This window comes from Streptococcus oralis Uo5 (assembly GCF_000253155.1).
Taxonomy (GTDB): Bacteria; Bacillota; Bacilli; order Lactobacillales; family Streptococcaceae; genus Streptococcus; species Streptococcus oralis_L.
Genome location: NC_015291.1, coordinates 701534 through 714505, shown reverse-complemented (window position 1 = coordinate 714505; position 12972 = coordinate 701534). Strand labels below are relative to the sequence as shown.

15 protein-coding genes are annotated in these 12972 nt (G+C 42.3%); 1 reads left to right on the top strand and 14 read right to left on the bottom strand.

The annotated features are described in order from the left end of the window. Nucleotides 1-28: 28 nt before the first annotated feature. The 3 genes from murB to budA form a co-directional block, all read right to left on the bottom strand. Nucleotides 29-934 carry a UDP-N-acetylmuramate dehydrogenase gene (murB, locus tag SOR_RS03615; RefSeq protein ID WP_000960417.1) on the bottom strand — a complete coding sequence of 302 codons (906 nt, stop codon included), beginning with the start codon at nucleotides 932-934 and terminating at the stop codon, nucleotides 29-31. A gap of 111 nt (nucleotides 935-1045) precedes the next feature. Then, nucleotides 1046-1798 (bottom strand): YhfC family intramembrane metalloprotease, encoded by a 753-nt coding sequence (locus SOR_RS03610; protein ID WP_000215869.1) that lies wholly within the window; start codon nucleotides 1796-1798, stop codon nucleotides 1046-1048. Between the two features lie 9 nt (nucleotides 1799-1807). Beyond that, nucleotides 1808-2539 carry an acetolactate decarboxylase gene (gene budA / locus SOR_RS03605; protein WP_000375405.1) on the bottom strand — a complete coding sequence of 244 codons (732 nt, stop codon included), beginning with the start codon at nucleotides 2537-2539 and terminating at the stop codon, nucleotides 1808-1810. 144 nt (nucleotides 2540-2683) lie between these two features. Between budA and SOR_RS03600 the strand changes: the two genes are divergently transcribed. Continuing rightward, nucleotides 2684-3955: an aminotransferase-like domain-containing protein gene (locus SOR_RS03600; RefSeq protein ID WP_000712275.1), complete on the top strand. Its 1272-nt coding sequence runs from the start codon at nucleotides 2684-2686 to the stop codon at nucleotides 3953-3955. A gap of 19 nt (nucleotides 3956-3974) precedes the next feature. Here the strand turns inward: SOR_RS03600 and SOR_RS03595 are convergent, their stop codons facing one another. The 11 genes from SOR_RS03595 to SOR_RS03545 form a co-directional block, all read right to left on the bottom strand. After that, nucleotides 3975-4790 carry an ABC transporter substrate-binding protein gene (locus SOR_RS03595; RefSeq protein ID WP_009013941.1) on the bottom strand — a complete coding sequence of 272 codons (816 nt, stop codon included), beginning with the start codon at nucleotides 4788-4790 and terminating at the stop codon, nucleotides 3975-3977. A gap of 157 nt (nucleotides 4791-4947) precedes the next feature. Next, nucleotides 4948-5601 (bottom strand): phosphate signaling complex protein PhoU, encoded by a 654-nt coding sequence (phoU, locus tag SOR_RS03590; RefSeq protein WP_000946469.1) that lies wholly within the window; start codon nucleotides 5599-5601, stop codon nucleotides 4948-4950. 11 nt (nucleotides 5602-5612) lie between these two features. Continuing rightward, nucleotides 5613-6371 (bottom strand): phosphate ABC transporter ATP-binding protein PstB, encoded by a 759-nt coding sequence (pstB, locus tag SOR_RS03585; RefSeq protein WP_001287327.1) that lies wholly within the window; start codon nucleotides 6369-6371, stop codon nucleotides 5613-5615. Between the two features lie 12 nt (nucleotides 6372-6383). Then, on the bottom strand, nucleotides 6384-7187 hold the full coding sequence (gene pstB, locus SOR_RS03580; protein WP_000049851.1) for a phosphate ABC transporter ATP-binding protein PstB: 804 nt from the start codon (nucleotides 7185-7187) through the stop codon (nucleotides 6384-6386). A 10-nt stretch (nucleotides 7188-7197) separates the two neighbouring features. After that, nucleotides 7198-8082: a phosphate ABC transporter permease PstA gene (gene pstA, locus SOR_RS03575; RefSeq protein ID WP_000543055.1), complete on the bottom strand. Its 885-nt coding sequence runs from the start codon at nucleotides 8080-8082 to the stop codon at nucleotides 7198-7200. Then, complete coding sequence (gene pstC / locus SOR_RS03570; protein ID WP_001070951.1) at nucleotides 8072-8989, bottom strand: phosphate ABC transporter permease subunit PstC; 918 nt, start codon at nucleotides 8987-8989, stop codon at nucleotides 8072-8074. The genes pstA and pstC overlap by 11 nt, the downstream gene beginning before the upstream one ends. Next, on the bottom strand, nucleotides 8989-9867 hold the full coding sequence (locus SOR_RS03565) for a phosphate ABC transporter substrate-binding protein PstS (RefSeq protein WP_000746364.1): 879 nt from the start codon (nucleotides 9865-9867) through the stop codon (nucleotides 8989-8991). The genes pstC and SOR_RS03565 overlap by 1 nt, the downstream gene beginning before the upstream one ends. A gap of 210 nt (nucleotides 9868-10077) precedes the next feature. Then, a complete protein-coding gene (locus tag SOR_RS03560; RefSeq protein ID WP_001160294.1) occupies nucleotides 10078-11382 on the bottom strand; it encodes an RsmF rRNA methyltransferase first C-terminal domain-containing protein in 1305 nt (434 codons plus the stop codon). Continuing rightward, a complete protein-coding gene (locus tag SOR_RS03555) occupies nucleotides 11383-12156 on the bottom strand; it encodes an inositol monophosphatase family protein (RefSeq protein WP_000448236.1) in 774 nt (257 codons plus the stop codon). Next, complete coding sequence (locus SOR_RS03550; protein WP_001041959.1) at nucleotides 12146-12424, bottom strand: UPF0223 family protein; 279 nt, start codon at nucleotides 12422-12424, stop codon at nucleotides 12146-12148. Before SOR_RS03550 ends, SOR_RS03555 begins: the two co-directional genes overlap by 11 nt. Then, nucleotides 12425-12826 carry a Spx/MgsR family RNA polymerase-binding regulatory protein gene (locus tag SOR_RS03545; protein WP_000631261.1) on the bottom strand — a complete coding sequence of 134 codons (402 nt, stop codon included), beginning with the start codon at nucleotides 12824-12826 and terminating at the stop codon, nucleotides 12425-12427. Nucleotides 12827-12972: the final 146 nt, after the last annotated feature.

The following is a 12972-nucleotide window of genomic DNA, read 5'->3' as shown; positions in this document are numbered from 1 at the left end:
AATCTTTGAATGCTATGTAAAAATAATGTTATTCGTGTTCACCCAGGATACGAACTTCTCGCTCTAAGGTAACACCTGAATGTTCTTTAACTTTTTCAATGACAGACTCAATTAAGTCTTCATAATCTCTTGCAGTTCCATCGGCTACATTAATCATAAAGCCTGCATGTTTTTCTGAGACTTCGACACCACCGATACGGTAGCCCTTCAAACCAGCTTCTGAAATCAATTGTCCTGCAAAATGCCCGACTGGACGCTTAAAGACTGAACCGCAAGATGGGTATTCTAAAGGTTGTTTGAGTTCACGTAGGTGCGTCAAGCGATCCATCTCTTGCTTGATAACTTGATGATTTCCTGGGGCTAGGGCAAATTTAGCTGACAAGACAATGGCCCCAGAATCCTGAATAGCTGAATGGCGGTAACCAAAAGCCAAGTCCTTGACTGACAAGGTCTCGATTTCCCCTTCCTTGGTCAAAACTTGACAAGACTGCAAGATATGAGCAATCTCACCTCCGTAAGCACCCGCATTCATAAAGACAGCTCCACCGATGCTTCCAGGAATCCCACAAGCAAACTCAAAACCAGTCAAACTATGACGAAGGGCAATACGTGTCGTTTCAATCAAGTTTGCTCCAGCTTCTGCTTCGATGGTATAGCCATCAACCGAAACGTTATTAAGCTTATCACACAAGATGACAAAACCACGGATTCCACCTTCACGAACGATGATGTTACTAGCATTTCCTAGCACCATCCAAGGAATATTCTCTTGATTGGCAAATTGGACGACACGGGCCATCTCATAGCGATTGCGTGGCAAAACTAGATAATCCGCTCGACCTCCTACCTTTGTATAGGTATAGGTCTTCAAAGGTTCCTTAAAACGAATATCGATTCCTTCTAAGATTTCAAGCATTTTTTCTTTTACTAACATGTCACTCTTCCTTTTTCAAAATTCATTCCATTATACCATTTTTAGAGACATTTGACGACCATAAAAAGAGCTTGTTTTATCATTACATAAAAAAAGAGGTCACCCCTCTTTTTATGATTTTTTCCAAAATGTAGATTTTGTCAGCCAGATAAAGACTAAAAGTTCTACGAGAAGAACAAACTCAACTAGAAGCGGATTTGCAATCCATCCCACTTGAGATAAGGCTGGAGCCAAGTCAAACAAGGCATGCAAACCATAGGCAGCAAGGAGGTAGATCCATTTCTTTTGACGAACACTTTGATAGACCCAGATGGAAAGACCAATTTGTAGAACCAGAGCAAGCACACGCTCAACTCCTAGTAAATAAACCTGCCATACAGAAAGAGACTGGACCGTTTCGAGTGTAGTCTTTGGAAGGAGATTGGCTACATCAGTATTTGAAGACTGAATGAGTGAAAAGAGAATCAAAAGACTGATCAAGCTTCCCATTCCGAGATAGAGCATTTCCAAGCCCCCATGTCCCAAACCATAGGCCAAAGCATCTCGATCTTCTAGCTTTCTCTTTTTCTCCAACCATTTAAAAAAGACAAGACGAGCTGTTTCCTCAAAGAGGGCCGCCATGGCGATTCCATAAAGCACATATAAGAAAGGCTGCTCCTGCATAAGCGGAATGATTCCATCTTTTTGCGGATGGAGTATCAGAAGGTGAACCATCTTCTCTAACACTTGAGAAGAAACAAAAAATGCGATTGCCCCCAAGCCCATCACTGCAAGAGAGATTTTAAACCGTTTTTTGGCATACCAAGTTCCACATACTAGAATGAGAACTAAAGCGATCATGGTAAGGATAATATGTACTGTCATCTTTTTCTCCTATTCTGACTTATCAATATCTTTCTTCATCTCGTCAACGTTAAATTTGGCAAATAAATACTGGCGATCTTGGACTGGAAAACGTTGGTCCAACTGGTCGACTGCCCCAACCTCGATCATTCCTTCTTTGATAACAAAGTCCATCACATGCCCACCAAAGGTCAAATCATCTGAGATAAAATGCAAATGATAGCCTGCAACACTCACCCCATGGAAAATCTCAGGTGTCCAAAATCCAACAATGGTTCCCGATACATTTTCACGGCTATATTCAGGTTGGTGAGTCGCGACATCAGCAAACTTGGTATCAGGTGTGGATTTAGGAATCATACGTACGTGCATTTGTGAAAATTCGCCATGAATCTTGATGGAACGAAAGAGATTCTCCCCATCATAGTAGGACTCAATTCGCTTTTCCAATTCCTTGTCCGTCATCTCAAAGCGCTGACGAAAAATCACTTCTGCCTGATGAGGAACCACTGCTGCATAGGGAATAAGAGCATCCGCTGCCACCTCAACGATTTCAGGCGTTTGACCAGACCCCTTGGCTTGATAAGCCTTGCCATCAAGGACGATCAACTCCCCATCAATCGAATCAAGGGTTCCCAAACCAAGGTCACCATGTTCCAGCAATTCTCCCACTGTCATGGTTCCACCATAGAGACCTGCCATTAGGGCACCTAAAGTATTGTATTGAAATAATTTAACCGGTTCCTGCACTTTTCTATCCATTCTCTTTCTTATCTTCTGTTCAATGAATCATCATACTTTCTAAGTATACCACATTTGCTCCTAGTTGTGAAAGGGGGAATGCTTTTCCCATTGCCAAGTAGGCAAAAAAAAGGTACAATGTAACAAAATCAACGGAGGTCTGGAATGAAGAAAGAAAGTAAATACCAAGCAGTCGTTTCCTTTCTCAAAAAAGGGATCGAATCAGGAAAATTTCCAACAGGTAGCCGGCTACCCTCCATCCGTCAACTGAGCCAAGACTTCCACTGTAGCAAGGACACAGTCCAACGAGCCCTACTGGAATTACGCCATGAACAATACCTCTATGCCAAGCCCCAAAGTGGCTACTATGTTCTAGAACAAGGACAGCACCAAGACTTGGAAATCGAAGTCACTGACGAACATGCCAGTGCCTATGACGACTTCCGACTCTGCGTCAACGAAACCCTGATAGGTCGAGAAAACTACCTCTTCAACTACTATGATAACCAAGAAGGCCTTGAGGAACTCAGACAATCTGTCCATCAACTTCTTTTCAACCAAGCCCTCTACTGCAAACCCGATCAACTGGTTCTGACTTCTGGTACCCAGCAAGCTCTCTTTATCCTTTCTCAGATTGACTTTCCGAGCAAGGGAGCGGAGATTTTGGTCGAACAGCCGACCTACCACCGGATGAATCGTCTCTTGGTCGCTCAAGGATTAGCCTACCAGACCATTGAACGCCGTATTGATGGCATTGACCTTGAAGAACTGGAAGAACAGTTTAAATATGGGAAAATCAAGTTTTTCTACACCATTCCTCGCTTCCACTATCCCCTAGGTCATTCCTATTCTGATCAGGAAAAAAAGGCTATTCTGGATCTAGCAAACCAGTATGGTGTATACATCGTAGAGGATGACTATTTAGGGGACCTAGATCCTAGGAAGGGCCAAACCTTCCACTATCTGGATACTGAAGATCGGGTCATTTATATCAAGTCCTTCTCAACCAGTCTCTTTCCAGCCCTTCGTATTACCGCTCTCATTCTCCCAAATGCCCTAAAAGAGGCCTTTGTTTCCTACAAAAATATCCTGGACTATGACAGCAATCTCATCATGCAAAAGGCTCTTTCTCTTTACATTGATAGCCAGTTATTTGAAAAAAATCGACTGGCCAGACTGAGCCTTCAAGAGAACTATCAGGTTCAGATTAAGGAAGTGCTTGAAGAAAACTCCTGTCCCTTGCCCCACTATCCTCTACACGATGGCCTTTTGCTTGATTTGAGACACTATCCTAAGATTGCTAGTTTAAAACACAGCTCACTCAAACTAGACTTTTTTGAGGAGGCTTATTTGGATACCTGCCCTTATCAGTTCGCCAAAGTTACTCTTGAAAATCTAGAAGAGCTATTAGAATACATAAAAACAGAGTTGGATTAAAGTCCAACTCTGCTTTTTCTTATTGTTCAACTTCTGTTAGTTTCGCTGCTTTTTCAAGATAAGTTTGATAGGTTCCGTCATCTTTCAGTTTTTGGATAACCTTATCGACTACAGCTTTCAAGTCTGACTGATTCTTCTTGATAGCAACGGCATTGGCTTCGCCATCTTTCATCGTCAAGTTAACAGATGCAACGACAAGATCTGAATTTTTACCTGCGTAGCTAAGAGCAACTGGTTCATCCATATGAACAGCATCCACTTTTCCAGCCTGCAATTCATTGACGGCTTCACCCATATTGGCCAAGGATGTCAACTGGGCATTTGGCAATTGTTCCTTGACCATGGTTTCTGGCACAGTTCCCTTTTGAGCTGCGATATTGGCACTTGCGAGGCTTGTAAGATCCTTGTATTTGTCTAAATCGGCTTTTCTAACCAAGAAACTCATTTTGTTTTCATAGTAAGGGATTGAAAAGTCAAAGACTTCCTTTCTTTCATCTGTAGCACTAATTCCTGCAATGGCCAAGTCAGCCTTTCCAGTTTGAAGACTGGTCAAGACATTGTCAAAACTCATGCTAGAGATTTCAAGTTTAACCCCAAGCTCATCCGCAATCGCTTGAGCCATATCAATATCTGCCCCAACCACTTGGTTTTTACCATCTACCAAGGCTTGGAATTCAAACGGTGCATAGTCTGGACTGGTCGCAACGACTAGCTTTCCTTTTTGTTTAATAGCGTCCACAGCAGACTGGGAACTATCTGTTCCTGACTGGCAAGCTACCAAAACCATGCTGGCAAGCATGCTACAAACAACTAATATCCATTTCTTGAATTTCATAAATAAACGACCTTTCTGTTAATTCTGAATAATTATAACTCTTTTAAAAATAGTTGTCAACCCTTTTAGAGATTTTGATTATAAAACTATTCTTTTCATAAAAAAGAAGACTGATTTATTTTAATCAGCCTTTTCTTCTGTATATTTAAACCGTTTCTTATAGTTCCACAATCTTACCCGTTTCAAAGTAAACAACCCATTCACAGATATTCTTTGCGTAGTCTCCGATACGTTCCAAGAAAGAAATGACCTGGAAGTAATCACGGCCTGTAACGATAGCTTCAGGATTTTTCCTAATTTCTTCTGTAGCCAAATCTCGGATGCTATCAAAGTAATGGTTGATTTTTTCATCCATCGCCGCTACTTCATAGGCTTGATCCACAGAACCGTTGAGATAGAGATCTAGAGCTGCTTCGACGAAGTTTTTCACGTCGCGTCCCATCTTTTTGATTTCTTCTTCAACAGAAGGGATACGTTGCTCCCCCTTCATACGAATAGTCGCCTCAGCGATAGACACTGCATGATCTCCCATGCGTTCCACGTCTGACACTGCCTTGAGAACGGTCAAGACGGTACGAAGGTCTTGCGAAACAGGTTGTTGGAGGGCAATCATTTCAAATGATTTCTTTTCCAACTTCACTTCATATTCATTTACTTCTGCATCGTCTTCGATGACTTCTTTTGCCAAATCACGGTCATGCGTAACAAAGGCACGCACTGTACGATTGATCTGCGAGAGCACTTCTTGTCCCATGGCATAGAACTGGTTATGCAATTTCTCCAAATCTTCTTCAAATTGAGATCGTAACATCATTCAACTCCTTATCCAAATTTTCCTGTAATATAATCTTCTGTTTCCTTGTTTTGCGGGTCTAGGAACATCTTCTTCGTATCGTTAAACTCGATTAAATCCCCATCTAGGAAAAATCCTGTTTTATCAGAGATACGTGAGGCTTGTTGCATCGAACGCGTTACCAAGAGCATGGTGTATTTATCCTTCAGACCATACAAGGTTTCCTCAATCTTACCTGCAGAAATAGGATCCAAAGCTGAAGTTGGTTCATCTAAGAGGATGATTTTGGGACTGGTTGCTAAGACACGAGCAACACAAACACGTTGTTGTTGTCCACCTGAGAGACCAATGGCCGAATCATGCAAACGATCCTTTACTTCATCCCAGATAGAAGCGCGTTGCAAGGCCTTTTCTACTGCTTCATCCAAAACATGTTTATCCTTAACCCCATTGATACGTAGCCCATAGACAACATTTTCGTAGATAGACATAGGGAAGGGATTGGGCTGTTGAAAGACCATCCCAATTTCCTTACGCAATTCAACCGTATCGGTACGGGGGCTGTAGATATTGTGACCATTATAGACCACTGATCCAGTTGTTGTCACCTCAGGATTTAGATCGCCCATGCGGTTGATGGCTTTGAGCAGGGTGGACTTTCCTGATCCAGAAGGACCAATCAAGGCTGTTATTTCCTTAGGTTGGAAAGAAAGGGAAACACTATTCAAGGCCTTCTTTTTATTGTAATAAACGGACAGGTCTGACACCTGTAAAATCGCTTCTGACATACCGTTTCCTTTCTAACCAAAGTGTCCCGTTACATAGTCATTGGTTGACTGTAACTTAGCATTTTGGAAAATATTGGATGTCTTATCATACTCAATCAAATCACCCAAGTAGAAAAATCCAGTGTAGTCACTTGCACGCGCAGCCTGCTGCATACTGTGGGTAACGATGATGATGGTAAAGTCCTTCTTCAATTCCAACATGGTTTCTTCCAGTTGGGCTGTCGCAATCGGATCCAAGGCTGACGCCGGTTCATCCATCAAGAGGATATCTGGCTTGACAGAGATAGCGCGAGCGATGCAGAGACGTTGTTGCTGACCACCAGAAAGCATCAAGGCTGATTTGTGGAGGTCATCTTTGACCTGATCCCAAAGGGCAGCCTGTCTTAGAGAGGTTTCTACAATTTCATCAAGGACTTTCTTATCCTTAACTCCTGCACGTTCATGAGCAAAAGTGATGTTGCGATAGATAGACTTAGCAAATGGATTTGGACGTTGGAAGACCATTCCGATATGCTTGCGCATCTCATAGACATTGATTTCTGGACGGTTGACATCAATCCCTCGGTAGAGGATTTGACCTGTGACCTTGGCAATATCAATGGTATCATTCATCCGATTGAGACTGCGAAGATAAGTAGATTTCCCTGACCCAGAAGGACCAATCAAGGCTGTAATTTTATTTTTTTCAAATTGCATATCGATGCCCTTGATGGATTCATTTTTACCATAGTAAACATGTAAATCCTTAGTAGAGAGGGCCACTTTTTCTTCAGGGAAAGTGATGATATGCTTTTCATCCCAGTTATATTTTGACATGGCTTCTCCTTTAGGCAGCGGTTAATTTCTTGTGTAAATAGCTTCCGAGTTTGCGTGCCCCAAAGTTAAAAATCAAGATAAAGATGAGAAGCACGGCGGCAGAACCAGCAGATACGATGGTAGCATCTGGAATAGTTCCTTCGCTATTGACTTTCCAGATGTGGACAGCCAAGGTTTCTGCTTGACGGAAGATTGAAATAGGACTGGTAACACTGAGGATATTCCAGTTAGACCAGTCAAGGGCTGGAGCGGATTGTCCTGCCGTATAGATAAGAGCAGCGGCCTCACCAAAGATACGACCAGATGCCAAGACAACACCCGTTACGATACCTGGAAGGGCTTCTGGAATGACGACATGGACTACAGTCTCCCAACGAGAAATTCCAAGAGCTAAGCCAGCCTCACGTTGTGTATGGTGAACATGTTTTAAACTGTCCTCAACATTTCGAGTCATCTGAGGGAGGTTAAAGACCGTCAAGGCCAAGGCACCTGAAATGATTGAAAATCCATACTCAAACTGGACTACAAAGATCAAGTAACCAAAGAGACCCACAACGACTGATGGTAGAGAAGACAAAATCTCAATACAGGTACGAATAAAATTGGTCACAGGCCCTTTTTTGGCATACTCAGCAAGGAAAACACCAGCTCCCATAGATAGTGGAACTGAAATGATCAAGGTGATGACCAAAAGGAAGAAGGAATTGTAGAGCTGAATCCCGATACCCCCACCTGCTTGATAAGAGGAGGATTTCCCAGTCAAGAAAGACCAAGAGATATGCGGTAACCCTCTCACCAAGATATAGAGAATCAAAGATGCCAAAATGGTCACGATGATACCCGCGATGGTATAGAGGACAGCTGTTGCAAGTTTATCTAATTTCTTAGCGTGCATAGTTTTTCTTTCCTCTTTCTTTCGTAATCAATTTAATCACACTGTTAAAGGCCAAACTCATCAAGAGCAATACCAAGGCCAGTGACCAGAGAACGTTATTATCAACCGTTCCCATGACGGTATTCCCAATTCCCATAGTCAAAACAGAAGTCAAAGTTGCAGCTGGTGTTGTTAGCGATGTTGGGATAACTGCTGAGTTTCCGACAACCATCTGAATAGCAAGGGCTTCACCGAAGGCACGCGCCATCCCAAAGACCACTGCAGTGAAAATACCTGAACGTGCTGCTTTCAAGGTCACACGCCAGATGGTTTGCCAACGAGTGGCTCCCATAGCTAAACTAGCTTCACGGTAATGACGAGGAACAGCACGCAAGCTGTCTGTTGTCATAAAGGTTACAGTTGGTAGGATCATGACAAAAAGAACGAAAATCCCTGACAAAATCCCAAAACCAGTTCCACCAAAGACGCTACGAACAAAAGGCACCACAACTTGCAAACCGATAAATCCATAGACGACTGAAGGAATACCGACGAGGAGTTCAATGGCTGGTTGCAAAATCTTTGCACCCTTTGGTGAGACTTCTGTCATAAAGACTGCAGCTCCGATAGCAAAGGGTGTTGCGATCAGGGCTGATAAAATCGTCACAATAAAGGAACCCAAAATCATCGGAAGGGCACCAAATTGTTTTCCTGAAGGATTCCAAGTTTGTCCAAAGAGGAAATCAAAAATGTTCACTCCATTGACAAAGAAGGTCGACAAGCCTTTTTGGGCTACAAAAATCAAAATCATCGCCACAATGATAACAATCAAAGAAAGGCAAGTGAAGGTCAAACCTTTACCAAACTTCTCAAGGCGAGAGTTCTTTGAAGGAGAGAGTAATTTTTTAGATAATTCTTCTTGATTCATTATTGACCTCCTTCTACTGCTGTAACGGTACCTGAAGCATCCTTTTGGACTTTCATTTCATTGATGGAAATATAGCCCATCCCCTTAACAATTCCATTTTGAGCTTCATCTGAGAGTACGAAATTCAGGAATTCAGCAGCTAACTCATTTGGCTGACCAAGTGTGTACATATGTTCATAAGACCACAAAGGCCAGTTGTTGGTCGTTACATTCTCAGATGTAGGTTCATATCCATTCAGTTTCATGCTTTTCACGGAGTCATCTACATAGGCAAAAGCCAGGTAAGAAATGGCTCCAGGCGTTTGGGATATAATCGACTTGACCATCCCGTTAGAATCCTGCTCTTGGCTCTGCATAGCAGATTGGCCATTCATAACCACCGTATCAAACGTCGCTCGTGAACCAGAACTTGCTGCTCGGTTGATGATTGAAATGGCCAGGTCTTTGCCCCCAACTTCTTTCCAGTTGGTCACTTCACCTGTAAAGATTTTGCGAAGTTGCTCGGTTGTGAGATTTTCAACATCCACTTCTTTGTTTACAATCACTGCAAGACCAGCCACTGCAACCTTGTGGTCTACTAGAGCTGAAGCATCGATTCCTTCTTTTTCCTCTGCAAAAACGTCAGAGTTCCCGATGTCTACTGCTCCAGACTGGACTTGAGATAGTCCTGTACCCGATCCACCACCTTGAACATTGACTGTTTTTCCGATGTTTCTAGAACCAAATTCATCTGCTGTCGCTTCGACAAGAGGCTGAAGAGCTGTTGAACCAACGGCTGTCATGGATTCTCCACGATCAATCCAGCTAGCACATCCTGCTAGAGAACCTGCCATCAAAAGAGCTGCAAGAGACATGACGAGCTTTTTTCTTTTTTTCACTGTTATTCTCCTTGAACATAATGATAAATGTTCTGATTTCTTCCGTTTGTTCTGATCATCCAATTATCATCAATGGTTGTCTCACTTTATTTTATCTAGTCATTCTTAGGAGCGGACAATTCCATCGTATAATATAAGCAATAATGAAAGACTATCAGAAAAAACTCATACTTCCACTATAACATAGAATAAGCTCTTTGACTAGCTTTTTCACCTGAATCTGAGCCCTTTTGGATAATAATTTTTCAAAACATTTCCCGTTACCTTGGCAAAGCATAATCCGTTTCCTTGAACTACAACTTGATACCATCCATTTGGTCGAGCTTCAGACAATTGAACAGTCTCACCAGCCACATATTTTACAAAGTCCTCATCATTGATTTCGACCCTTTGTTTTACTTGGCTTGGTTTCAAGGCTAATCCCAGAGCAAAACTTGGTTCGAAGCGTTTCTTCTTAAAAGTCCCCAGATGGAGGCCATTTCTAGCAATTTTGAGTTTTCCTAGATCAGGTAGCATCTCTGGCAAAAGATAGAGCTGATCTCCAAAAGTTTGCAAGATACCAGTTAGATTGACCCGCAAGTGTTTTTGGGCAAATTCTTGCCACAGAGCCAATTGTTCACGACTGAGATTGCTTTTGCTAGCTTTGAATTTAGGTCCCGAATTTTCTCCCTTAAACTGCAAATGGGCAACAAACTGACCTTCTCCTTTGAAATGATGAGGATACATCCGCGCAGTTTCAGGAAGATCAATTCCTGCTACCATACCGTTCACATGCTCGACTGGAAGCAGTTCAAATTCATAAGTATCCAGCAACCAGTGGATGATTTCTTCATTTTCCTCTGGCGCCCAGGTACAGGTCGAATAGACCAAACGGCCACCTTCTGCAAGCATGGTCACTGCATCTTCTAAAATTTCCCTTTGGAGACTGGCACATTGGCTAGGATAATCGGTACTCCAATAATCCATGGCATCTGGCTGCTTACGGAACATCCCTTCACCCGAGCATGGGGCATCAAGAACAATCACATCAAAGTAACCTTTAAAAACCTTGGCTAAGCGGCCAGCAGATTCATTGGTCACGACAACGTTTGTCGCTCCAAATCGCTCCATATTTTCCACTAAAATCTTAGCACGCTTGCTTGAAATTTCGTTGGAAACAAGGACTCCCTGATTAGTCAGATAAGCTGCTAGTTGGGTGGATTTCCCACCTGGTGCTGCAGCTAAGTCCAAGACCTTCATACCAGGGCTTGGTTGAGCCACCTGGGCCACCATTTGGGCTGCAGGCTCTTGTGAATAAACGAGACCTGTCACGTGCTCTGGTGACTTCCCTGAGACCTTACCATAGTGTCCCCAAGGTGTATGGGGAATGGCATCTGCAAACGACAATTGACTTTCTTTTAAGGGATTAACCCGAAAAGCCGATACTGCTTCCTGTTTAAAAGAGGCAAGAAAATCTCTTGCCTCATCTTCTAGTATCGCTTCATATTTTTCAACAAATCCTTTTGGAAATTGCATTTAGTTTTCTTTCCTTTCGTAGATATAAGACTGAATCTCTTCTTGCATCTCGATTGGCACCATCATGACAGGCTGACGCGTTTTAAAATCAGCTGGCTCACCTGATACTGTAAGAAGACGATACCCCAGACTTTCCCCTAAGATACTGGCCGCAGCGTAATCCCATGGCTGCAAGTAGGTAATATAAGTCAGAAGACGACCCGATAAAACCTTGGCAAAACTAATGGCCGCACTGCCGTAAACACGGACACCCAATGCTGCTCGACCCAAATCACCCAAACCCCACTCATTGGTTTCAAACATACCTGAGTTACCGGCAACTAAAAATTCTTGAAGAGGTTTCTTTTTAAAAGTCGGTAAGGGATCATTATTACGACAAGGAGGAAAGGCACCACCACCATGGTAACAATCACCTTTCATGACATCATAGATGACACCAAATTTGCCCACACCGTCCTCAAAATAAGCCAACATCACGGCAAAATCTTCCTGCTGAGCGACAAAATTATTGGTACCGTCAATGGGATCAATCACCCAAACAGAACCTTGACCGACTGCAGCACGTAAACAACCCTCTTCCGCGCAAATCAAGTCCTCAGGATAGGAGGACTTGATCCGATCAACCAAGAGTTGCTGGACCTCCTTGTCCAAACGTGTCACCAAGTCAGTAGGGGAAGACTTGCGCTCAACCTGCAAATCTTCTTTCATGTGAGCCAAAATATAGGCAGCAGCTTCCTGCACAATCTGTTTGGCAAATTCAAATTTAGTTTCCAAGAGAAATCTTCCCTTCTCTTTTTTCTTTTGCTAATTGAACCGCATGATAGAAGGAATAACCGCTAGCCGTTTCAAATTCGCGGCCTAGGCGCTTTTCTTCACTTTTGCTCGGAACCACAGACTTAAATTCCTTATAAGAATCTAGCAGTTTTTTAGCTTCTACCTTATCTTCATAAGCAGCTTCAACATCATTAAAAAAAGAAAGCACTGAAGCAAGTTCTTCAGTGCTCCACGACAAATCTAGTGGGTAACTATACTGTTTGTTCATCTATCCAATACCAGCTCTCAATGTTGCTTCTTTCAATTCTTGTTTACGGTAACTACGAGGGAGAAAAGCACGAATCTCATCTTCATTAAAACCGATCTGCATGCGTTTGGTATCTATAATAATTGGGCGACGCAAAAGACTAGGATATTGCTCAATTAACTGAAGCAACTCCGATACCGAGATACTCTCTACATCAATATCTAATTTTTGGAAGATTTTTGAACGAGTTGAAATGATGTCATCAGTACCATTTTCGGTCAAGGAAAGAATATGTTGTAATTCTTTTCTTGTTAAAGGACTAGTCATAATATTATGCTCTTGAAAGGGCACTTTATGCGTCTCTAACCAAGCCTTTGCCTTACGACATGATGTACAACTCGGTGATAAAAATAGTGTAATCATGCTTTTCTCTTCTTTAATCTATACTTACTATTTCTATTATACAAAAAAATAAAGCGCTTGACTAGGTATTTTTAGAAAAAAAGCCTATTTTTCATAGAAAATAGACTCTTTTCTGTAAAAATTACCTGTTTTACAAGTTTATCTTT